Source organism: Halomicrobium sp. HArcht3-1 (assembly GCF_058933345.1).
Window position 1 is genome coordinate 231370 of record NZ_JBZYDM010000004.1, and the last position, 22145, is coordinate 253514.

20 protein-coding genes are annotated in these 22145 nt (G+C 66.9%); 14 read left to right on the forward strand and 6 right to left on the reverse strand.

Going from position 1 to position 22145, the window contains the following annotated elements:
- Nucleotide 1: 1 nt before the first annotated feature.
- From AC5FRW_RS08745 to AC5FRW_RS08755, 3 genes are read left to right on the forward strand one after another with little or no spacing between them, the layout of a single operon-like run.
- Nucleotides 2–1915 carry a NosD domain-containing protein gene (locus tag AC5FRW_RS08745; RefSeq protein ID WP_493568059.1) on the forward strand — a complete coding sequence of 638 codons (1914 nt, stop codon included), beginning with the start codon at nucleotides 2–4 and terminating at the stop codon, nucleotides 1913–1915.
- Entirely contained in the window at nucleotides 1912–2628 is a 717-nt protein-coding gene (locus tag AC5FRW_RS08750) for an ABC transporter ATP-binding protein (RefSeq protein ID WP_493568060.1), read from the forward strand. The genes AC5FRW_RS08745 and AC5FRW_RS08750 overlap by 4 nt, the downstream gene beginning before the upstream one ends.
- Complete coding sequence (locus AC5FRW_RS08755; protein ID WP_493568061.1) at nucleotides 2625–3443, forward strand: hypothetical protein; 819 nt, start codon at nucleotides 2625–2627, stop codon at nucleotides 3441–3443. The genes AC5FRW_RS08750 and AC5FRW_RS08755 overlap by 4 nt, the downstream gene beginning before the upstream one ends.
- Before the next feature lie 43 nt (nucleotides 3444–3486).
- Here the strand turns inward: AC5FRW_RS08755 and AC5FRW_RS08760 are convergent, their stop codons facing one another.
- Nucleotides 3487–4044 (reverse strand): nitrous oxide reductase accessory protein NosL, encoded by a 558-nt coding sequence (locus tag AC5FRW_RS08760; protein WP_493568062.1) that lies wholly within the window; start codon nucleotides 4042–4044, stop codon nucleotides 3487–3489.
- Between the two features lie 79 nt (nucleotides 4045–4123).
- On the reverse strand, nucleotides 4124–5443 hold the full coding sequence (locus tag AC5FRW_RS08765) for an eIF2B alpha/beta/delta subunit family protein (RefSeq protein ID WP_493568063.1): 1320 nt from the start codon (nucleotides 5441–5443) through the stop codon (nucleotides 4124–4126).
- Between the two features lie 85 nt (nucleotides 5444–5528).
- Here AC5FRW_RS08765 and AC5FRW_RS08770 point away from each other — a divergent pair, with 85 nt between their 5' ends.
- The 5 genes from AC5FRW_RS08770 to AC5FRW_RS08790 all read left to right on the forward strand — a co-directional run bounded on the left by AC5FRW_RS08770 (nucleotide 5529) and on the right by AC5FRW_RS08790 (nucleotide 9423).
- Nucleotides 5529–6023: a metallophosphoesterase family protein gene (locus AC5FRW_RS08770; protein WP_493568064.1), complete on the forward strand. Its 495-nt coding sequence runs from the start codon at nucleotides 5529–5531 to the stop codon at nucleotides 6021–6023.
- Between the two features lie 231 nt (nucleotides 6024–6254).
- Complete coding sequence (locus AC5FRW_RS08775; RefSeq protein WP_493568065.1) at nucleotides 6255–7148, forward strand: winged helix-turn-helix domain-containing protein; 894 nt, start codon at nucleotides 6255–6257, stop codon at nucleotides 7146–7148.
- 100 nt (nucleotides 7149–7248) lie between these two features.
- Nucleotides 7249–7503 carry a hypothetical protein gene (locus AC5FRW_RS08780; protein ID WP_493568066.1) on the forward strand — a complete coding sequence of 85 codons (255 nt, stop codon included), beginning with the start codon at nucleotides 7249–7251 and terminating at the stop codon, nucleotides 7501–7503.
- A gap of 180 nt (nucleotides 7504–7683) precedes the next feature.
- The gene (locus AC5FRW_RS08785) at nucleotides 7684–8439 is read left to right on the forward strand and encodes a coenzyme F420-0:L-glutamate ligase (RefSeq protein WP_493568067.1); all 756 of its coding nucleotides are present in this window, start codon (nucleotides 7684–7686) and stop codon (nucleotides 8437–8439) included.
- A gap of 3 nt (nucleotides 8440–8442) precedes the next feature.
- Nucleotides 8443–9423 carry a 5,10-methylenetetrahydromethanopterin reductase gene (locus AC5FRW_RS08790; RefSeq protein ID WP_493568068.1) on the forward strand — a complete coding sequence of 327 codons (981 nt, stop codon included), beginning with the start codon at nucleotides 8443–8445 and terminating at the stop codon, nucleotides 9421–9423.
- On the opposite strand, the gene AC5FRW_RS08795 is transcribed toward AC5FRW_RS08790, so the two are convergent.
- On the reverse strand, nucleotides 9377–9583 hold the full coding sequence (locus tag AC5FRW_RS08795; protein WP_493568069.1) for a DUF8024 family protein: 207 nt from the start codon (nucleotides 9581–9583) through the stop codon (nucleotides 9377–9379). The genes AC5FRW_RS08790 and AC5FRW_RS08795 overlap by 47 nt on opposite strands.
- Before the next feature lie 84 nt (nucleotides 9584–9667).
- Here AC5FRW_RS08795 and AC5FRW_RS08800 point away from each other — a divergent pair, with 84 nt between their 5' ends.
- The 6 genes from AC5FRW_RS08800 to AC5FRW_RS08825 all read left to right on the forward strand — a co-directional run bounded on the left by AC5FRW_RS08800 (nucleotide 9668) and on the right by AC5FRW_RS08825 (nucleotide 16850).
- Nucleotides 9668–9982, forward strand: a complete 315-nt coding sequence (locus AC5FRW_RS08800) for a DUF7573 domain-containing protein (RefSeq protein ID WP_493568070.1) — start codon at nucleotides 9668–9670, stop codon at nucleotides 9980–9982.
- A gap of 160 nt (nucleotides 9983–10142) precedes the next feature.
- Entirely contained in the window at nucleotides 10143–11105 is a 963-nt protein-coding gene (locus AC5FRW_RS08805; protein WP_493568071.1) for an AAA family ATPase, read from the forward strand.
- A 2-nt stretch (nucleotides 11106–11107) separates the two neighbouring features.
- Nucleotides 11108–12085 (forward strand): DUF58 domain-containing protein, encoded by a 978-nt coding sequence (locus tag AC5FRW_RS08810; protein WP_493568072.1) that lies wholly within the window; start codon nucleotides 11108–11110, stop codon nucleotides 12083–12085.
- A complete protein-coding gene (locus AC5FRW_RS08815; RefSeq protein ID WP_493568073.1) occupies nucleotides 12082–14274 on the forward strand; it encodes a transglutaminase TgpA family protein in 2193 nt (730 codons plus the stop codon). The genes AC5FRW_RS08810 and AC5FRW_RS08815 overlap by 4 nt, the downstream gene beginning before the upstream one ends.
- Before the next feature lie 62 nt (nucleotides 14275–14336).
- On the forward strand, nucleotides 14337–14630 hold the full coding sequence (gene yciH / locus AC5FRW_RS08820) for a stress response translation initiation inhibitor YciH (RefSeq protein WP_493568074.1): 294 nt from the start codon (nucleotides 14337–14339) through the stop codon (nucleotides 14628–14630).
- 210 nt (nucleotides 14631–14840) lie between these two features.
- On the forward strand, nucleotides 14841–16850 hold the full coding sequence (locus AC5FRW_RS08825) for an ATP-binding protein (RefSeq protein ID WP_493568075.1): 2010 nt from the start codon (nucleotides 14841–14843) through the stop codon (nucleotides 16848–16850).
- A gap of 232 nt (nucleotides 16851–17082) precedes the next feature.
- Here AC5FRW_RS08825 and engB read toward each other — a convergent pair whose 3' ends face one another.
- The 3 genes from engB to AC5FRW_RS08840 form a co-directional block, all read right to left on the reverse strand.
- Nucleotides 17083–17700: a GTP-binding protein EngB gene (engB, locus tag AC5FRW_RS08830; RefSeq protein WP_493568076.1), complete on the reverse strand. Its 618-nt coding sequence runs from the start codon at nucleotides 17698–17700 to the stop codon at nucleotides 17083–17085.
- A gap of 279 nt (nucleotides 17701–17979) precedes the next feature.
- Nucleotides 17980–19944 (reverse strand): hypothetical protein, encoded by a 1965-nt coding sequence (locus tag AC5FRW_RS08835; RefSeq protein ID WP_493568077.1) that lies wholly within the window; start codon nucleotides 19942–19944, stop codon nucleotides 17980–17982.
- A gap of 18 nt (nucleotides 19945–19962) precedes the next feature.
- The gene (locus AC5FRW_RS08840; RefSeq protein WP_493568078.1) at nucleotides 19963–21879 is read right to left on the reverse strand and encodes a hypothetical protein; all 1917 of its coding nucleotides are present in this window, start codon (nucleotides 21877–21879) and stop codon (nucleotides 19963–19965) included.
- Nucleotides 21880–22145 lie beyond the last annotated feature (266 nt).

Consider the following 22145-nt stretch of genomic DNA (forward strand, 5'->3'; position numbering starts at 1 on the left):
GATGGGCCGATTCGACCTGACGATGTGGCAGTGGTTCGCGGTCGGGGGCGTGGTCCTGGCCGCGCTGGTCGTGGCCGGAGCGTTCACGGCCGATGTCGGGAGCGCTCGGCCCGATCCGGTGGCCTTCGACGAGACGGTCGAGGTCGGGCTGACGATGGAGACCGAACAGGTCGTCCGCGAGCGAGAGGTGAGCGTCCCGCGCGCCGAGGTGTTTTACTCCCAGTTCCGGTACGTCGTGGGCTACGCTGGCATCGATCAGGCCGCGGCCGCCCTCGACGCGCCCGACCGCACTCGACAGTTCGGCTACCCGCTCTCGGTGTCGGTCTCGGACTACAGCCAGGTCTCGATCCGCTGTGACGACGACGGCCTGCTCCACACGTCTGCGTCACCGTCGTGGGTGCCCGCCGCCGACGCACACTACGTCGTCGACAGCGATGCCCGAAGCCCCGCCGGGCCGGTGATCGTGCCCTTTGCCGACCGATCGGACGCCGTCGCGTTCACCGGCCGCTGTGGTGGGCGCGTCGTCGACTGGGCGACTGTCCGCGAGCGTCCGGCACCCGACGACGCCGCCCAAGCGGTCCGTGAGCGCGTCGACGCCAGACACGAGCGTGCCGACGAGCAGGTCGGGGCCGCACGGGCGCTGCGCACGCGACCGGTGTCGATAGTCGTCGGCCGCGACGCCCCCACCGTTCAGGCCGCCATCGACCGCGCACCGGCGAACACGACGATCCGACTCCCCGCGGGGAGCTACGACGGCCCGATCACCGTCGACAAGCCGCTGACGCTTCGCGGTGCGAACGCCACGCTCGACGGGGGCGACGACGGCACGGTCGTGACGGTGACGGCCGACCGGGTCGCGCTCGTCGGCGTCGACATCACCGGCGTCGGGAACACGACGCTCGGTGACCCGGTCAACACGTCAGGCTCCTGGGATGCGACGGTCCGAAAGAGCTACGGGCAGAGCGACGCCGCCGTCGCCGCGACCAACGTCTCGATGCCGTACGTCGCCGATCTGCACGTCGAGACGCCCGCCAGCGCGGTCGTCCTCGTTCGCACCCCCGGCGCAGTGGTCGAGAACGTCACCGTCGACGGCACCGACTACTGGCGCGACGGTTTCATGGGCGTCATTGGGATGTACGACGCCGTCGTCGTGCAGCACTCGACGTTCGACGGTGGCCGTGACGGCGTGTATCTCCACCGCGCCGACGGGACGGTCGTCAGGTCGAACACGTTCCGCGACGACCGCTTTGGAACGCATCTGATGTACACCTCCGACGCGCTGATCGCGGACAACCGAGCGCGGGGCCAGCAGTACGCCGGCGTCGTCGTCATGACGAGTCCGACCGGTAACGCCATCGTCGGCAACGACGTGCGCCACTCGGGCAGCGGCATCCTCACCGCTGGCGCACAGAGCTACATCGCGCGAAACGTCGTCGTCGACACGAACCGGGGGCTGTCGACGAACGCCGGTCAGTCGCTGTACGAGCACAACGTCCTCTACCGCAACGAGATCGGCGTGACCGCCTCGACGGTCGTCCCCTCGAATCGGGTCGTCGCCAACGACTTCGTGGACAACGACCGCCCCGCGACGACCGGCCCCGGTCCGCTTCGCATCTACACGCACGCGGGCCGTGGCAACTACTGGAGCGGCGCGTACGACCTCACCGGCGACGGCCCGACGCTGGCCCGGCCGTACTCTCCGACCGACTCGATCGACCGACGACTCCACCGGAGCGATCCGGCCGTCGTCCTGCGTGAGGCCCCGAGCGTCCGCGCTTTGCGGGCGCTGCGCGGGACGACACCGGGCTTTCGCTCCGCGAGTATCGTCGACACCGCACCGCTGACCGACCCTGCGAACCCCGAACTCCTCGCTATGGCACGCAACGAGACGACCGACGGAGGTGCATCGACGTGACGGACGCCCCACTGCGCGCGACCGACGTTCGCCGAACGTACGGCGACGTGACCGCCCTCGATGGGGTCTCACTGACCGTCCCGAGCGACGCCGTGACGGCCCTGATCGGTCCGAATGGCTCGGGCAAGACGACCCTGCTGGAGGTGTTGCTCGGGATCGAACGCGCCACCGCGGGCGATGTCACCTACGCGGACAGCGATGCCCGACGGCAGGTCGGCTATCTGCCCCAGCGCCCGACGTTCCGGCCGGGCGACACCGTTCGCGAGACGGCGGCGTTCTACGCCGCGCTCGTGGACGACGACCCCGACCGACTCCTCGAACGCGTCGGTCTCACGGCCGTCCCGGATCGACCGGTCGAAGCGCTCTCGGGCGGGATGACGCGACTGCTGGGGATCGCACAGGCACTGGCCGGCGACCCGCCGGTGCTGGCGCTGGACGAGCCGGCGAGCGGTCTCGATCCGGCGATGAGCGAGCGGATCTTCGACGTGATCGACTCGCTGTCTGCCGAGGGGCGGGCTGTCGTCCTCAGTTCCCACGCCCTCCCGCTGGTCGAGCGGACCGCCGATCAGGTAGTCGTCATCGAAGCCGGCAGCGTCGCGACGACCGGCACACCGGCCGAGTTGCGCGAGCGGACGGGCGGACCGCTGCACGAGACGTTCGCCGATCTGCTGGCCGATCCGACGGCCGCCGTCGGCGGAGGTGTCGAGACGTGACGACCGCACTGGATCGGTTCTGGACTGTCTTCGCCCGCGAGGTCCGCGGGCTGGTTCGGACGCGCGTCACGGCCGTCCTGTTGGTGACCGTCGCCGTCGCCGTCTTCGGTGTCGCCCGTGCGGGCGGCGGTCCCACCGGCGGGTACGTCCCGACGGTCGTGGACCTGCTCGTGGTCGTTCAGGTGCTGGTGCCCGCCGTCGCGGTCGCGATCGGGTATCGCTCGCTCGCCGACGCAGCCAGCCGAGGCGAGCCGGCGGTTCTGGAGACGTATCCGCTCTCGCCGTGGACCTACGTCGCCGGCGTCTACGCCGGCCGCGCCGTCGCGCTGCTGGCCGTGATCGTCGTCCCCCTGTTCGCACTGGGCGTCCACGTCGCGACGACGGCCGGACCGGAGACGACGGTGCTCGCGAGCCACCGCGGTGTCGACTCGCCGCTGTTGTACGTCCGGTTCGTCGCACTCACCGCCGTCCTTGGTCTGGTCACGCTCGCCGTCGCAGTCGCGCTGTCGGCCGCGGCCAACGCCCGCCGCCGGGCGATCCTGCTGGGGCTGTTCGGTCTCCTGTTCGTCGTCGCGGGCACCGACGTGACGACACTGGCCGCGCTGGACGCCGGGCTCGTGACCGAGTCCACACTCGGGACGGTGCTCGGCCTGTTCCCGTCGGGTGCCTACCGCGGACTCGTGTTCGAACACGTGCTGTACGTCGCTTTCGAGGCCCGCTCCGGGTTCGTGCCGACGGGCGTCGCACTCGCGAGCCTCGCGTTCTGGTGGGCCGGCAGCGCCACCGTGGCGACGCTCTGGGCCGGCTTTCGGTGAGCGGTCGTCGCCGGCCGGGTCTCGCCGAGCCAGTGTGCGTGGCTCACCCGCGGGCGACGACTTCCCGCGAGATATCGGTCGCCGGGATCGTCTGGCCGCCGTAGTCGTCGACGAACGCCTCGGCGTCTGCCTCGTCGCCGAACGGGACCAGCGCCGGTCCCATCGCACCCTGTCCGTCGCTGCCGACGACGACCGTCAGCGCCCCCGTCTCCGTGAACGCGTCCGCGTCGAGGTGTCTGGCGACGACGGCCGCGCCGCCCTCGTCGCTGACCGCGGCGTCGACGCGACTGTAGTCGGTCAGATAGGTCACGGTCGGCGTCCAGCCCTGCTGTTCGGTCTGGAAGCGGTGGCGGTACGTACAGACGGCGCTACAGAAGCGCGCCGGCGGGTCGTGACCCGGTGGGCTGTTGTCCTCGTAGTACGTCTGGCCGGCCGGTCCGGGGTGCTGGCCGACGACCATGCCACACTGATCGCAGTTCTCGCTGCCGTCGAGGGTCACTGGCTCCGGGTCCGACGACTCGCTCTGGCATCCGGCGAGCGCGACGAGCGCGGTCGCGGTGCTGGCGAGCAGTTCGCGCCGGGAACGCGTCGGGTCGATCATACGCGACAGTACGTACCCGCGCGACAAGGGAGTCGTGGTCCGTCTGTCGAACGACCGCGCCGTCGTGGCAGCGACACTCTCACCCGTCCAGCCAGCGCCGCGATCGTCGGTGTTGTGCGGCGACCGTCGCGATGTCGTCCCCGGTGAGCGCACCCCGCTCGGTCAGGATCGCGGTGATCGCGTCCGCGCGCGTCACGTCGAACGTCGGGTTCGCGACCGAGAGCGGTGCTGTGCCGTCGTATAGCTCCGTCGCCGCCCGCTCCTCCCGGTCGACGCTGTCGTCGGTTGCGACCTTGTCACTGGCCGTGACGACGTAGCAGGGAATCCCGACCGCCCGCGCCGCGAGCGCGCTGGCGTGGGTTCCGACCTTGTTGACGACGCGTCCGTCCGGCAGGACGCGGTCGGCCCCGACGACGAGCGCCTCGGCGTCCCATCGCCGGAGTTCGGCCGGGAAGGCGGCGTCGGTCGTCAGCGTCACTGCCGTCTCGTCGGCCAACTCTTCGGCGACGCCGACCCCCTCGCGGCCGGGTCGCGACTCGGCGACCAGCACCGCCTCGGGTGCGGTCTCGTCGATCGCTGCCAGTACCGTCCCCGACCGCGAGAGCGTCGCGATCCGGTCGGGCAATCTGTCGCCAGCGGTCGCTGCCGCTCGCTCGTCGGCCTGTCCCGCCCGTTCGATGCCGTCGCTGGCGGCGGTCTCGACGGCCGCCGGCGTCGCCGCCTCGTTGGCGTCGGCCATCGCACGATTGACGCGATTCGCCACGACGGCCATCGACGGCCGGGCGGCGAGCAGCGACTCGGCCAGCGCCGCGAGTGCCGGCCAGTCGTCGCCGTCGCACTCCCGGCGCTCTCGGTCCCGACGACGCCCGGCGACCGAAAGCGCCGCCTCGTCGCGAAGCACTTCGAGCGCGCGCACCGAGAGCCACGCGGACCCGTGTGCCCGGTCCTCTTGGACGGTCCCGACGCGCGGGCGGACCCGGTCGTAGGCCGTCCATAGCGCCGGGACGCAGTCGCGGCGCAGGATCGCTGTCGGCGGGACCCACGCCCATTCGGCGATCTCGCGGTTTGGTTCGACGGCGCGTGGGTCGGACCGTCCCCGTTCGGCCACGTCGAACAGGAACGGGTGGACCTGCCAGCGCACGCCGAGACCGTCGTCGGGCAGCGTGAACGAGTCGCCGGCCCGGACGAGCGTGACGGCGTCGGCCGGCATGGCGGTCTCCTCGGTGATCTCCGCACGCGCGGCCGCCTCGGGGTTGCGAGTCTCGCCCTCGTCGGTGGCGACGTGGCCGGCGACGCCGCCCCACAGCCCCGCGTACGAGCCGACGGCGTCGCTCCGGCGACACAGCAGCACGTCGCCGCGATGGCGCAGGAAGCAGGTGACGACGGCCCGGTCGTCCATGCCGATACGTCGTCCGGCATGGGAATCAAAGCTTGGGGCAAGCGCCGACCACGACCTTTTCGACCGGTCCACTCGAAGTTAGCACATGGAGATTGCCATCATCAGCGACACGCACATCCCCTCCCGTGCCAGTCACATTCCCGACGCCTTCCGCGAGCGCATCGGGACGGCAGATCACGTTCTCCACGCCGGCGACTTCGATTCGGAAGGGGCCGTCGCGGACGTTCGGCATCTCGCGCAGGCACTGACCGCGGTCCGTGGCAACACCGACCCGAACGTTGGCTTGCCCGAGGTCGCGACGGTCGAACTGGGCGGTGTCACGTTCGTCCTCACCCACGGCACCGGCTCGAAGCACGGCTACGAGGACCGCGTTGCAAACATTGTCCGAGCCAACGCCGACGCCGACGCGGACGCCGTCGGCGTCGCGGGTCACACCCACGAGGTACGTGACACGGTCCACGGCGGCGTCAGGCTCCTCAACCCCGGTTCGGCGACGGGCGCGTCGCCGGCCGCGCGCGCGACTATGCTGCTCGCCACCGTCGCGGACGGCCGGATCGATGTCGAGGTCATCGAGGCCTGATACGGTTTATTGTCGTTGTGTACCGGTGATCGTCTCCCCCGTGACGACGATCACCGGTAACTCGCTACAGTAATCCGTATGAGCAGCCGTTCGGGTCCAGTGGCCCCGTTCGTCGAAAGCGCCGCTGCCGCGGTGAACACGTCGACCATCGGGCCGCGGGCTGCGGTGGTTCGTCCCGCGGCCAGCGTCTGCCCCGCCATGCCTATACGCCCGCCCCGCTATCCTCCCGCCATGAGCGACCCCGGTATCGTGGAGACGGCCGACCCCGGGACCGTGTTCAAGGCTCTCGCTGACGGCACGCGCGTCGATATCCTGCTGGCGCTGTGGGACGCCGACGAGTACACGGCGACGTTCTCGACACTCCGCGATGCGGTCGGTGTGCGCGATTCGGGCCAGTTCAATTACCACCTCGACAAGCTTCGGGACCGGTTCGTTCGCAAGACCGAGGGCGGCTACACGCTGACGCTGGCGGGCAAACAGACGGTCGGGGCGATCCAGACCGGCGCCTACACGATGGAGGGATCGATCGATCCGATCCCGCTGGCCGAACCCTGCCGGGCCTGTGGCGGCGAGCGGACGCTGTACTACGAGGACGAGACCGTCCGCGTCGAGTGTGCCGACTGCCCTGTTACCGCTCGTGCGGGCGTCCCGCCGGGCGTGTTCGTGGGCTACGACCGGGACGCGATCCCGGCCGTGACGGGGCGCTACTTCGCGGCGATCCGCGAACACGTCGAAAACGGCTTTTGCTGGTCCTGTGAGGGGCGTGTGACACCGACCGTTGCGGTCGTCGACCAGCTTTTCGACCCCGACGAACTGCCACACGAACAGTTCCACGACATGCCGTTCGTTCAGTACGAGTGCGAACGCTGCGGTGCCCAGATCACGTCTGACCTCGGGGCGTCGCTGCTTGGCGAACCGGCGGTCGTCGCCTTCTTCTACGACCACGGGATCGACGTTCGCGACCGACCGTTCTGGGAGTACAGCGCAGTCAGCCCCGATCAGTCGTCGCTCCGCAGCGCAGATCCCTTCCGCGCGACGATGACCTACCGCGCCGACGACGAGACCCTGACGCTCGTCGTCGACGAGCACGTCGAGGTCGTGGCCGTCGAGCGCTCGGACGACTGAACTGTCGACCGCCGGCGGTGAAGGAATCTTCAGTAACTGCCGTTACAGAAATATCATTCAGATTACTCTTATGGCGATGCCGGGCCTCTCTCTATCTGTGATGCAACCGTCGATCACCGCTCCGAACGCCCGGCCGCCGACTGCCCGATCCGACCCCACGCTCGCCGGCCTGCTCGGCTATCTCGCGGTCGTGGCTGGTGTGCTGGCGTTCCTGTCTGCACCGCTCGCGACCACTGTCGCGCTGCTGGCCCTCGGGGTCGTCGTCGCGCTCGGACGACTGCTCCCTGTGGCGCGTTCCGCCGCCGGCCGGACCGAGGAACCGGCCCCCGTCGCCTCCGAGACGCCGTCGAAGTAACGTCTCACTGCCTGCTGTCCGCTCGCCCACGGACGCACTACACCGGGGTGGCGAGACCGGTCACAGACGGACAGCCGATCGTCTCGGTGGTACAGTCGGCGACTACCGGCAACGATTGCACGGGGTGGCAGCACCGTCCCCTTTCGGCGTCCTTTTTCCCACCGCCCCCCACGGTGGGGTATGGAAGTCTTCGCGGTCGACGGACTGCCAGAGGTCCGCCCCGGCGACGATCTGGCAGCGTTGCTCGACGAGGCAGCCCAGTTCCGGGACGACGATGTCGTCTGTGTCGCCAGTACCATCGTCTCGAAAGCGGAGGGGCGACAGGCGGATATGGCCGACTTCCCGGCAGGCGAGCGCGCGCGTGCGATCGCCGAGCGAATCGGCGACCTGACCGACGAGCAAAAGGACCCGCGCTTCGCGCAGGCCGTCATCGAGGAGAGCGAGGAACTGTGCATGGAGTGTCCGTTCCTGCTCGCGACCACACGCTTCGGTCACACGACGGTCAACGCTGGCATCGACCGCTCGAACGTCCCCGACGCCGACCTGCTGTTGTTGCCCGAGGACCCGACAGCGAGCGCCGAGCGCATCCGCGCCGGTCTCGACGCCGACCCCGCGGTGATCGTCACCGACACCTCAGGGCGACCCTTCCGTCACGGTCAGCGCGGCGTCGCGCTGGGGTGGACAGGCATCCCCGCGTCGCGTGACTGGCGCGGCGAGTCCGACCGGGACGGCCGGGAACTGGGCGTCACCGTCCAGTCGGTCGTCGACGAACTCGCCGGCGCGGCCAACCTCGTCACCGGCGAAGGTGACGGGGGCACGCCCGTGGCCGTGGTGCGGGACTTCGACTTCGGCGACCACGACGGGAGCGACGCGCTCTTTCGCGACCCCGAGACCGACTTCGTGCGGCAAGCCCTCCGCGAGTGGCAGTACGACTAACCCATGTACGCGATCGAACTCACCCCCGAGCACCCAGTCGAAACGTTGACCGAGATGGCCGTGACCGCAGAACAGGAGGGCTTCGACGCCGCCCTCGCCAGTCACCACTACAACAACCGCGATCAGTTCATGGCGCTCGCGTCGATGGCACAGGCGACCGAGGAGCTACTGCTGGGTCCCGGTATCGCCAACCCCTACGAGACCCATCCGGTGACGCTTGCCTCGCGGGTCGCGACCCTCTCCGAGATGAGCGACGGGCGCGCCCTCTTCGGCGTCGGTCCCGGCGACAAGTCGACGCTCACGAATCTGGGCTTCGACCACGACCGCCCGCTCCGGCGCGTGCTGGAGACGTTCAAGGTCGCACAGCGACTCTGGGCCGGCGAGCGCGTCGACCACGACGGCACCTTCGAGGCCCACGACGCCGGGCTGAACTACGACGCCGGATCGATCCCGGTGTACGTCGGCGCACAGGGTCCTCACATGACCCGGATGGCTGCCAAGCACGCCGACGGCGCGCTGTACAACGGCGCACATCCCCGTGATCTCGAATGGGCAGCCCAACAGGTCGAGAAGGGGAAATCAGAGCGACCGGACGACCGGGGCCAGTTCGATCTGGCGGCCTACGCCAGCGTCTCCGTGGCCGAAGACGAAACTGCGGCCCGCGAGGCCGCCCGCATTCCCGTGGCCTTCATCGCCGCTGGCTCACCGCCGCCGGTGTTAGAACGCCACGGTCTCGACCGGGACCGGGCCGAGGAAGTCGGTGCTGCGATCTCTGCCGGCGACTTTCGCGAGGCCGGCGCGGCCGTCAGCGACGCGATGCTAGACGCGTTCTGTCTCGCGGGCACCCCCGAGACGGTCGCCCAGCGCACCGAGGAACTGCTCGAATACGCCGACAGCGTCGTCTTCGCGTCACCGCTCGGGCCGGACCCCGAGGACGCTATTTCCCTGCTCGGGGCGGCGACTGATTCGATACGTCGGGCATGAGCAGGTCGATGGCCGCACCCAGCGACAGGTAGCCCAAGGCGGCCGACGCCCCGGCGACGAACAGCGCGCCAAAGAGTGCCATCATCAGTGCCAGCGGATCGCCCGTGAAGTGAGTCACGAGGTTGTCGACGAGACCGGCGAGACTGATTGCTTCTTCCATGCTCCCTCGTTTCGACGGCACGCACTTGAGTTGTCTGGATCGACCGCCGACAGTGACAAGAGCCGAGCGACCGAACGGCAGGCCATGGACGAAGACGCCTCGCTGACGGACTTCGTCGGCGACACCGGCGAGGACGACCCGCCCGAGCAGACGGCCACGGACGACGCCATCGATCCACCGGACGACAGTGACGACGAGTCGACCGACGAGGGTACTGGCGCGACCGTCGCTGCCGGGACCGACGGTGCCGAGCGGGTCCCGCCGACGGCGGCCGAGCCAGCGGTCTCGACGGCGGCCTGGTCGCCGGACGGCGACGTGTGCAGTGCCTGCGGGACGGTCGTGGCCCACCGCTGGGAGAGCGACGAGGGGCTGGTCTGTCCCGACTGCAAGGAGTGGTAGGCGGTCGTGCTTGTGACGAGGTAACGGGCAGCAGTATTACATACTGTGGCCCCTTAGGAAGGGCTACGACTGGAATCACGCGCGGTGGTGCAATGGGGTCCCGGTGGCGGGCGGACACCCGAGTCGTGAAACGAAGCGCGCGTGCGTCGGACCGCAATCCATGACAGATACGGACACAACACGAGGGTCACAGTCAGACACCGCCCTCAGTGACGCCAACCGAGTCGCGACGCAGGTGATCGAGAACGTCGAACGGGTCATCGTCGGTCACCACGACGAAATCGAACACATTCTCACGGCGATGCTCGGCGGGGGCCACGTCCTGCTCGAAGACGTGCCCGGCGTCGGCAAGACCATGCTCGCCAAAGCCGTGGCCGCTTCTTTCGACGGTAGTTTCAAGCGAGTGCAGTTTACCCCCGATCTACTCCCCTCGGACGTGACCGGCGTCAACGTCTACAATCAACAGAGCGAGACTTTCGAGTTCCAGCCCGGACCGATCTTCGCCAACGTCGTGCTGGGCGACGAGATCAACCGTGCGCCGCCAAAGACCCAATCTGCCCTGCTCGAAGCGATGGAAGAAGAGCAGGTCACCGTCGACGGGACCACCCGCGGCGTGCCCACCCCCTTCACGGTGATCGCGACCCAGAACACCGTCGAGCAGAACCGCACCTACGACCTCCCGATGGCGGAACTCGACCGCTTCATGAAGAAACTCCACCTCGGGTATCCAAGCCCCGACGACGAGTCGGCGATGCTCGAACGAGTCGTCAGCGACCATCCCATCGAGAGTCTCTCACCGGTCGCCACCCTCGACGATTTCCGACAGGCCCAACAGACCGTCTCGGACGTGACGATCGAGGCACCCCTGCGAGACTACGCCACCCGACTGGCGCGCTACACTCGCGAACACGGGCAACTGGGCGTCAGTCCACGCGGGAGTATCGCGCTGTTGCGGGCCGCACAGGCCCGGGCCGTGCTGGACGGCCGCGAGTACGCTATCCCCGACGACGTGCGGACAGAGGCCCGGGTGGTCCTGCCCCACCGGATTCGCACCGATACGGCCGAACAGACCGGTGGCGAACTGGTTCGGACGGCACTGGATACCATCGCCGTCGAAGGGTGAGTATGAGGCTGACACGCCGTGGAATCGCCGCGCTGGTGGTGGTCACGGCGGCCGTCCTGCTGGCCTACCTTTCGGGGCCGCGCTCGCTCAACGCCGTCGCCGCACCGATCGTGATCGCCGTCGTCGCGGGTGCGCTGCAGGTCAGACGGACCGGCACGCCGACCGTCGAGCGCAGTCAGCCACGACGTGGCTTCCCGGGCGAATCCCGCACCGTCACCCTCACTGTCGAGGGACGCGGCGTCGCCGCGATCACCGAACAGCTACCCGACGGACTCGACGCGACGACCGGCATCGAGCGAACGCTCCCGGCGACGATCAACTACGAACTGGCCTACGAGCGCCGCGGCGTCCACGAGATTCCCGGCACGACGGTCGCCATCCGGGACGTGCTGGGACTGGTCGAACAGCGCCACGAGGTCCCAGCGCGCACGGAGGTCGTCGTCTATCCGACCGTCTACCAACTGGGCGATGCGACGTTCACTCGGTCACTGGGACTGGACAGCGGCGAGCGCAGCGAGTTCGACCGTATCCGGGAGTACGTCCCCGGCGACTCGCTGCGTGACGTTCACTGGAAGTCGAGTGCGAAACGCGACGACCTGCTAGTGACGGAGTTCACGGACCCGGTCGGCGACGACGGCGTCGCCATCGCCGCCCGTGGGACCGAGGGCCACGAAGACGAGATGGCGACTGCGGCGGCGACGCTGCTGGTCGGCGCGCTCCGCGCTGGACTGACGACTGCACTGACAGTCCCGAACGGGACGCTCGACGACGGATACGGCCAGACGCACCAGCAGCAGGCACTGGCACTGCTCGCGCGGGCGTCTGCCGGCGAGGTCCCACAGGAACGGTGGAACGACGCCGACGTACGCATCAGGGCCGACGCGACCGGCGTGACGGTTACGCTGGGCGACCGGGACCACGATCTGGGATCGCTGACGCGCACGCGAGACAACCCACTCGTCGCGGAGGGGGTCGTATGAGTACCGCCGACATCGGAGGGCTTCGCGATCGACTCGGCAGTGGTGCCCAGACGCGCGTGGCGGCGCTGCTGGCCGTGGCCGCGATGCTCACCGCTGCCTTACAGGAACTGTACTTCTTCATCGACGTGGTCGGCGTCCCCGCTCGCTTCCTTGCGGTCGTCGCGGTCTCGCTGCTCGCCGCGACGATCCTCGCTCGCGTTCTCTCGGCTCGGGTTGCCGTCGGCATCGGTGTGATCCTGCTTGCGGTCGGTCTCTGGTGGTACGTCCAGCAGTTGACCGGCCGACCGGCGATCGGTGACCTGCTGACGGACACGCTGTCGTTGCTGACGGGGAACACGCTGTTGCGCATCGCGAACATTCGGACGTGGGTGATCGCGGTCACGCCCGCACCGACGTTCCTGACGTGGTACTTCGCGATGCGTCGGCGGTACGCACTGGCCGTCGCCGTCGCGGGCGCGACGCTCGCCTTTCTCGTGTTGACCGGCGACGCGCGACTCCTCGTGACGCTTTCGGGCGTCATCGCCGGCACCGCGGCGCTTGGCTTTGGCGACTTCGACCGGCGGGGCGAACCGATCGTCGACGCAGAGACGATCCTCGTGACGGCCGCGCTGATGGTCGTCGTCCCCTCTCTCGTGTCGATCGTTCCGGCGGCAGCCGGTGTTTCGGTGGACTTCGGCGGCGGCGGGGCCGACACGCTGGAGGCCAGTCTGCTCCAGTCCGACGACGAACTCACGGTTCAGGGGCCGATCAGTCTCTCGCCGAACGTGCGCTTTACCGTCACCAGTAGCGAGCCACGGTACTGGCGGATCGGCAGTTTCGACCGTTACACGGGCGATGGATGGGTCAGCACGCTCAACAGCCGCAGCTACGGCGGCGGCCAGCTACAGTCGCCGCAGGGACCGACACGGCTCGTCGACCAGCGATTTCGGGCCGAGACCCGGGCGAACGTGATGCCGGCGGCGTGGAAACCGATCCGTACACGGGGGAACCCCGCGACGCTGGTCCAGGGTGACGGGACGCTCGCCACCGAGCAGGCGCTTGCGGCCGGTGACAGCTATCGCGTGACCAGCGCCGTTCCGGCCGCGTCCCCGACACAGCTCAACAACAGTTCGATGGCCTATCCCACGCGGATCAACGAGAGTTTCACGCGTCTCCCCGACAGCACACCGGACCGGGTGCGAGAGCGGACGGCGCGCCTGACAGCAAACGCCCGGACCCCCTACGAGACCGCGCTGACCATCGAGAACTGGCTGCAGAACAACCGCGAGTACTCACTCGACGTACGCGAACCCGAGGGGAACATCGCCGACGCGTTCCTCTTCGAGATGTCGGCGGGCTACTGTACCTACTACGCGACGACGATGGTGACGATGCTTCGCACGCAGGACATCCCGGCGCGACTGGCCGTCGGCTACACCCCCGGCGAGCGCGTTGCCGAGGACCGCTGGGTCGTCCGCGGGCTGAACGCCCACGCCTGGGTCGAGGTGTACTTCGAGGGGTATGGCTGGGTCCAGTTCGATCCCACGCCCGCCGGCGACCGCGAAGCGGTCGAACAACAGAACGTCGCGTCGGCCCGCGAACTCAATCGGACCGGCGTCGACACGAACGAGACCGGCGACGAGGAGTGGTCACCGACGCCGACGGCGACCCCCCGGCCGCTGAACCCGGACAACGAGACGACCACGGTCAACCTCGCTGGGCGGCCCGACGAGGTCACCCGCCCCGGTCCGAGACCGAACGGGACAGGGGCGGCGGACGGCCCGTCCGGTCCCACTCTCACTGGGACCACCACCGTGACGACCGACGCCGGTGGCGGTGTCGGCGGGGCACTCCCATCGCGTCAGGAGACCGCGCTCGGCCTGCTCGCCGTCGTCGGCCTCGCCATCGGCGTCCGCCGGAGCAAGGTCGGCCAGCGCGCGTACCGCACCCTGTGGCTCTACTACCAGCCCCGCACGGACCCCGAGACCGACATCGAGCGGGCGTTTCACCGACTCGTGTACCATCTCGGCAGGGAACACGACCGGACGCGCCGCCCCGACGAGACCGTTCGCGAGTACCTCGACGCCATCGACGCAGACGACCGGGCGCGCGAGGTCGCGACGATCCGCGAACGCGCCCGCTACGCCGGTACAGCCTCCGAAACACGGGCAGACCGGGCCGTTCGTCTGGTCGACGAGATGGTTCGCTGACTGACGCGTACGAAACACCTCCCGACAGTATTTAATACGGTCATTTCGTAAGGCGAACTGTAATGTCGGAAGTGTGCTCGACGTGCGGCCTCCCTGAGGAACTCTGCGTCTGCGAAGACGTGGCTAAAGAGTCTCAGGAGATTAACATCCGCATCGACGAGCGTCGTTACGGTAAGGAGGTAACGATCATCGAAGGGTTCGATCCGAACGACGTGGACATGGACAGCCTGTCCTCTGATCTCAAGTCCAAGTTCGCCTGTGGTGGGACCGTCGAAGACGGTCAGATCGAACTCCAGGGCAATCACACGGGGCGCGTCGAGGACTTCCTCCGCGATAAGGGATTCAACGTCGCCTGAGAACTGACCTACTTGTCGCCCAGCCCGCACGCCGAGCCACAGCGCCGTTGGGCATCGCTAACGACGGCACCTCCCGTGGCGGGTTCGGGTGCCGTGCTGTCTTCTCGCACGGGCTGCCCGTAGCAGACTATTTTTAACTCTTTGGAATCTCTGAAATGAATACGGGAAAGTAATACGTGTTGGCAGAGAGACTACGCGAAGCAGGAGACGATGCGTGAGTTACTGATCGATCCGACTGCGGTGCTCGTGGTCGGCGCTCGCGAGGCCGCGGTCGATGTACTCGAACGGTCGTCAGACGGACCGATCAGCGACGTGCTCATCGTCGACAGCGTGCGTGACGCACGCGAGACGCTGGCCGAGCGACGGGATATCGGATGTGTCGTCATCGCGGCTGAACCCACCGACTCGACGGTCGTGGCTGCGTGTCAGCGCCTGCACGACGCCGACGAGCACCGTCCGATTCTGGTGGCACTCGGTGGCTCGGTCGGACGGACCGAGGCCCGAGCGACCACGGCCGGCGCGGCGGAAATCGTCCTCGACGCGTCGGAGTTGCCCGACCGCGTCGCCGCAGCGATCGACCAGTACGACCGCCGCCGGAACCAGATCGCAGAGAGCAGTATGTTCAGGACGTTACTTGACGGCGTCGAGGGCGCGGTGTACGCCAAAGATCAGGACGCTCGCCACGTTCGCAAGTCCGCATCGCCGGGCGATTTCAGTCCCGACGACTTCATCGGTCGGACCGACATCGACGTGTACGGCGAGTCCGAAAACACCGTGGAGTCCTACGAGGACGACCGCAGCGTCATCGAGACGGGCGAGCCGATCTACGACAAGGAGGCGAGTTACACGACGCCCGACGGCACCCACTGGTCGCGGACGACGAAGCTCCCGTGGGAACACGACGGCGAGGTCGTGGGGCTGGTCGGGTGGACCCGAGACGTGACCGAGACGGTCAAGCGACGCAAGCGCCTCGAACGACAGGACGAACGACTCGAACAGTTCGTCCGGTCGATCAGACACGACATGAAGAGTCCCATCCAGATCGCGAGCGGCCGGATCGCGCTCGCACAGGAGACCGGCACCGACGACTGCCTCGAACAGGCGAAGGGAGCCGTGACGCGGATCGACGAAATCCTCGACGACCTCTCGAAGATCGTTCTGGAGGGTGGGGCGCTTTCGCCGGACGAATCGGGCGTCGGCCGGCCCGCCGGGGTGTCGCTCCCGGCGCTGATCGAGGAGGTGTGGGATCTCGTCGGCTTCGACTCGGCGTCGCTGGAGATGGCGTTCGGCTCGAACGCCATCGTCAACACACCCCGGTCGAGCATCCGGCCGGTCCTCGAAAACCTGCTCAAGAACGCAGTCGACCACGCCGGCCCGGACGCGACCGTTCGCATCGGGCCACTGGAGTCGGGTGGGCTGTACGTCGCAGACGACGGTCCCGGGATTCCCCTGCAAGACCGGGAGCGCGTCGTCCGGGACGGCTACACGACGAGCGAGACCGGCACCGGGACCGGTCTCAGCATCGTCACCGACATCGCCGAGCAGCGAAACTGGGAGCTGACCATCACGGAAAGCTGGGCCGGCGGTGCTCGCATCGAACTCAGGAACACGCTCGTCGTGGCCGACCCCTCGATCGCGCGGGCGACCGGCGAAACGGTGGCCCTGACCGAGGGGGTCGACGTGGGTAACAGCAACGTCGCGGGCGATTCGAGGACGGACGGAGCACCGGACCGGTGGCTCGTGTCCGGTTCGGGAAAGAACATCTACGGCGAGTGGAACGAGTTTCACTTCCGCTGTGGCCGTGTCACGGGACCGGTCCGGATCGAGGGCCAGTTCGTCGACCTCGACGGGGCCAACGAGTGGAGTACTGCGGGACTGATGGTCAGGGACAGCCTCGACGAGGCGGCTTCGTACGGCCACATCGGCCGCACCGACGCTCACGGCACGAAGATCGACTGGCGGACGGCACACGGTGAGGACGGGACGACCCGACACCTCGAAGAACCGGATCTCGACGCACCGTGGTACCGTCTGGACCGCATCGGGGACACGCTGAAACTCTACTCCTCGACCGACGGCGAGTCGTGGCAGGCACTCGACCAGCGCCGCCTCCCGCTTGGTGATTCGATCTACGTCGGACTGACCGTCTGTAGCGTCCAGCCCGACGAACTGGCCCGGGCCACCGTCGAGAACGTCTCGGCCGTCCGACTCGACCCCTAGCAGTTACAGCGGCTGATGCCGTCGACGACCACTGAAAGCCCTCGCCCTGCTCGCACAACTTTGCCGCTCGCCGAGCGCGAGCGACAGCGCGCGCCATTCGGTTGTCGTGTTGTACGCATTCGCGCGACCGAACGGTGCGAGGCGCGCCAAAGGCGGGCCTCGAAAGCGAACGGGGAGGAACGACCCGTGAGCGGTTCGCGCCCTGCGCGAACCCGAGCGGGAAAAGATGCTCTCAGAAAAACTGAAAGAGGTCGTCGCGGCCGGCCTCGTGGAGGTGATGGCGGACGGCGTCGTTCAGCGCGTCGGTGTCGCCACGTTTCGCCGAGATGGGGGCGACAGTCTCCTGCCACTGTTGCCAGGGTGGGTACAGGCCGAGCCGATCACAGAGGTCGTTCAGGCGCTCCTCTTCGTCGTCGACCTTGTCCATCTTGTTGACGGCGACGACCGGTTCGACGCCGACCTCCCGCAGGAAGTGGAACATCTCCACGTCGTGGGGAATCTCGTCGGGACCGGAGTGGCGGTCGATGATATCGATCACGGCCTTGCCGTCGACGACGAGGATGCCCACCAGAATCTTGTCGGCGTGTTCCTCGACGTACTGGACCACGTCGGTCTTGATCTGCTCGCGCACCTCCTCGGGGACGCCGTTCATGAAGCCAAAGCCGGGCAGATCGGTCACCATGAAGTCCGGGCCGTTCCAGTCGAAGTGGTTGGGCTTGCGGGTGACGCCGGGACTCTGGCCGGTGGCGACGCTGTGGCCGGTGATCTCGCGCATCAGCGTCGACTTGCCGACGTTCGACCGGCCCACGAGGACGATTTCGCTCCCTCGGTTCGGTCGTTCTTCGAACATACCACTGGTAGTCCGTCGAGCCTGATACGGTTTATTGTAGATCTTTCCCGGTCGACCGCACGATGTCGTGCGGTCGATCGGGAAAACGGCTACAATGCTCCGTATCAAAGCCACAGCGGTCGGTGACGGCGGCGACGCTCTCCCGGCCGGCCCTGTGTGCTCACGGTCGAGGAAAGTGTCTGGCTGGCCGCCCGGTCTCATACCGACGGTTGTCGTTGCGTACCGGTGAGCGTCGCCACGGGGGAGACGCTCACTGGGACATCGCGACAATCGTCCGTATCAATAGCCCAGATAGATCGCCATCGCCTTCAGGATCACGTACACGACGACGACCAGGCCACCAACTGCGACAGCGGCGGACTGCAGGAGTCCGACCAGTCCACCGCCGCTCCCGCCGCCTCCGGTGGTCGTGGTCACTGTTTCGACGCTCGTCGACGTATCAGACTGTGTCGTCGTCGAGGCGGCGGTCGTCGGTGCCTTGCTCTCGGTGGTCTGGGACTCCGTTTCGGTGGCCGTGTCGGCCGTCGTTTCGACAGGCGTCGATTCAGCGGTCGCCGTCGGCCCGTCGGTCGTCGTTTCGACTGCCGCCGTGGCATCGCCGGTGGCGGTGTCCGTCGCGGTCGTATCCGCTGTGTCCGCGATGGGTTCAGCGGTCGTCGGTGTGGCTGTCGTCGGCGTAGTGTCCCGGATGTTCAGTGTGCCACTCCCCGTGCTGTTTGCCGTCTCGAACGTGAAACTGTGTTCACCGGTCCCAAGCGACGCGGTGTCGATGGTGAACACGACGTTCGTCCGGTTACCAGCAGGCAGCGAGAGCGAGCGACTGAAGTAGCCCTCGCCGTCGACCAGGAACTGGAGACGCTGGCTCCCGTCTTGTCGTCCCCTGTTCTCGACGAGTGCCGATAGTTCGACGCGCTCGTCGTCCGTGGTCGTCGTGCGCTCGGGGTCCAGATCGAGGACGGTGAACGTCGGCGCTGCGGGCCGGTCACTTTCGACCGTGATCGATCCGTCCCGACTGTCGTTGCCGGTCGCTATCTCGTATGTATGGGTGCCGAGACCGAACTGTGAGCTGTTGATGTCGGTGAACGACACCGTCTCGCTCTGCCCGGTGTCGAGTGACACGGACGACGTTTTGATCGTCTCGCCGTCGACGATCAGGGAGACAGTGTCAGAACCCGATTCTGACCCGTCGTTACGGACCGTTGCCGCGAGGTCGACAGCCTCACCGGCCAGTACACTCACGTCAGTCTCGTCGAGACTGTCGACGACGATCAATGCGCTGGTCGGCTCGACGGTGAGTCTGCCGGCCCGTTCGTCGTTCTCGACCGTGACGCGATACGTGTAGCTTCCGGGGCCGAACCGTGCGCTGTCGATATCGGCAAAGGTCAGTGTACTGGTCTCGTCTTCGTCGAGCGATACCGTCTGTTCGGCGACCGTCTCACCGCCGATACGTAACGCGACGGTCTCGGTTTCCGAGACGACGCCCTCGTTGCTCACGGTCGCCGAGAGATCGAATCTGGCTCCCTCTTTGACTGCCTTTTTGCTTGGATCGAGACTGTCAACGACGACCGACGAATCGCTCGACGCTACCGTGAGTGTCCCCGTCTGTTCGTCGGCGTCCGTGGTGACGCCGTAGCTGTGATTTCCCACCTCGACCGTGCTCGCATCGAGCGTAAACGAGAGCTGGCGTGACTCGTCAGTGTCGAGTGTGATCGTCTTGCGATCCCGTGTCGTCCCATCGATCAACAGTGAGACGGTTTCGGTCCCCTTCTGGACAGCGTTTCCCACTGTCGTGTTCACGGTGAGTGTCTCGCTTTGATTGACCGTCGTGTCCCCCGGCTGGAAGCGCTCGATCTCGAAACTCGACCCTCCTGAAGCGGTGCCGTTCGGGAACGCGAGATCGAACTGCGTGGTTCCCGATGTCGGGTTCTGGTCCGTCCTGTTCGCCTCGATCCACGATCCGTCGGCCGTCTCGACGTAGAAGCTGACCGGCCCACTGGTGTCGCTGACTCGCAGTTTCTCGTCCAGCGGATCGGCGCCGCCGTACGTGCCATCACGGACGGTGATCTCGTCTTCGACCGTTCCATCGACAACCCCGACGATCGTCGTACCATCGGGCAGGCTCGTCCCGTCTTCCGTCACTGCAGCCCCGTAGTAGGAACTCGGGGCTCCTTGTCCCGCCGCGAGACCCGTTGTGGCGAGACAGAGCAGTACTACTACCAGCAACTCGTACCACGACTTACTCATCGATTGTCTCCTGTGGGCTTATTCGGTCCTGTTACCCGGCTCGTACCGTCTCACCTCGACGTTGCGGTACTCCTCGCTGTTCTCTATGTAGACGAAGTAGGCAGTGTAGGCTGTCACGTCTTTCGTCCCGGCGACTTCGTCGTACGCGGACGTATTCGTCGATTTGTCTAGCTCGACCGAACTGTCACGAACCCACGCCTCGACGTTACTGTTCCCGTCGACCGAGACCGCGCCGCCGAGGTCGTCCGAAATCTGCTTACTGTTCGTCGCTGTCAGGTCGTGGGACGCGCCAACGAGGTTGAAACCCTCGTGGAGCGTTCGCGCGTCGACACCCGCCGAGACACTGGTGTCGAACACGTAGCCGATTCTCGCATCGTCGCTCGCGCCCTCGATGTAGTACCCTTCGCCGGCTTCCTGTATCGCCGGCGTCACCCACTCGCTACTGTTCGGTCCGACCGTGGGATCGTAGGTGATCGCCTGGTTGACCGATTCGAACACCGGGTCTCGGTCGAGTGCCATTGGCGTCGACTGCACCTGATACCCCTTCTGGAGGCTCTGTGCCTCGTGGACGAGTTCGACAGTGGCGGTCGCGGCGTCGTCACGCGTCCCGGCGATTTCGACGGTCGCGTCACCGGTGGCGGTGTCATTCGAGAGGTTCGCGACCGGATCGACCGTCGTTTCGAACGTGCCGCTGGTCACCGTCGCCGTTCCGGCGACTTCCCCGGCGATCTCGATATCGACCGTCGTCGGGCCGTTGATCGTCCGCCCTCGCGGGTCGGTGATTCCACTTCCTTTGACCGTCACGCCGGTGTCGTCGTCCCGGACGATGCCCACGAAGTCGTGTTCGATCGAGAGCGATGTGACGTTGTCGACGCTCGTTTCGAGCGTGATCGCATCGGACACCGTCGAATCCTGGCTGTTCCCGAAGGCATCCGTCGCGGTCACGGTCATGTCCAGTGACCCGTCGGTGGCTTCCGGCTCGTCGACCTGCACCGTTGTCGTGTAGTTGCTGCCGTTGTCGAGCGCCAGCGGTTCTGTCTCGCTGCCGCCGAGGGCGCTCGCGTCGACGGTGACCGTGTCGACGCCGCTGGTCGCGTCGGTCACGTCGGCGGTGACGCCGACCGTGTCGCCCGCGGTGACAGTACCGTCACCGTCGGACTCGTCGGTGACGCTGACGGTGCCGATGCTCGGGGCCGTGCTGTCGACGGTGTACGTGATCTCCGTCGTCGAGCCATCGGGCTGGGGAACGACCGTCTCTCTGGTGTTGTTGGCGGTATCGTTCACGACCAGACTGATCTGGTAGGTGTCATCAGTGCTGATGCCATTCGCGGCCGTGTCGTAGCTCCAGTCGCTCGTTCCACTGAGCGCGATTCGTTGCTCACTGCTGACGAACGACCTGCCGTCGTAGTACTTGCCGTCGCTCTCTCGCTCGATCACGATTTCGACCGTATCGACCGCCGTATCGTCCGAGGCCGTGCCGGAAACCGTGGGCTGACTCTGTCGATCAGCGTTGTTGCCGGGATCGTCGATCGTCGCCCTCGGCTTGGTATCGTCGACGACGAAGGTGTCGCTCTGTTCTGCGCTGGTGAAGCTATCTGCCTCTTGGGCGAGGACCGTCGCCGTCCCTTCGTCGAGGCTGTTGTCACCACCCTTGAAACTCTGCTTGCTGAGGTCGATGGTGACCGTGAAGTCCTTGGCGACGTCTTTCGTCACCGTCGCCACGTCACCGTCGGCCGGGTCCTGAATCAGGAACGTGACCTTGCCGGCGGCACTCAGGTTCCCGTCGACGGTAATCTCTCCGTCTGACTGTGCGGCGTCAGTCGTGACCTCGAAATCGTCCTGCACCGCCGCCGTGGCTGGCCCGACGGGGAGCGCGAGTACCGAGCCGATGACCAGGAGGGCAACGAGGAGCGTGCTCGCACTTTCATTGTTCATTGGTAACAATACCTCCTCCAGCTTTCTGTCGTCGGTCGCTCCCGTTCGTTCGAACCGCTCTGCATCGCGGGGGTAACTGGCTGCAAATCCATCTTATCAGTGCTGAACGAGACAGTTAACATAAAACCAAGCTATCAATTATCAAATGTGAATACGGGTTGTTTTTGTACCCCTGTCTGTCCCTGTCTCGTCTCGTTTTCTCACCGATGGATTTATGCTCTCTGTCGGGTTGCATAAGGATAACATGGGCTGACTATACGGTCAGT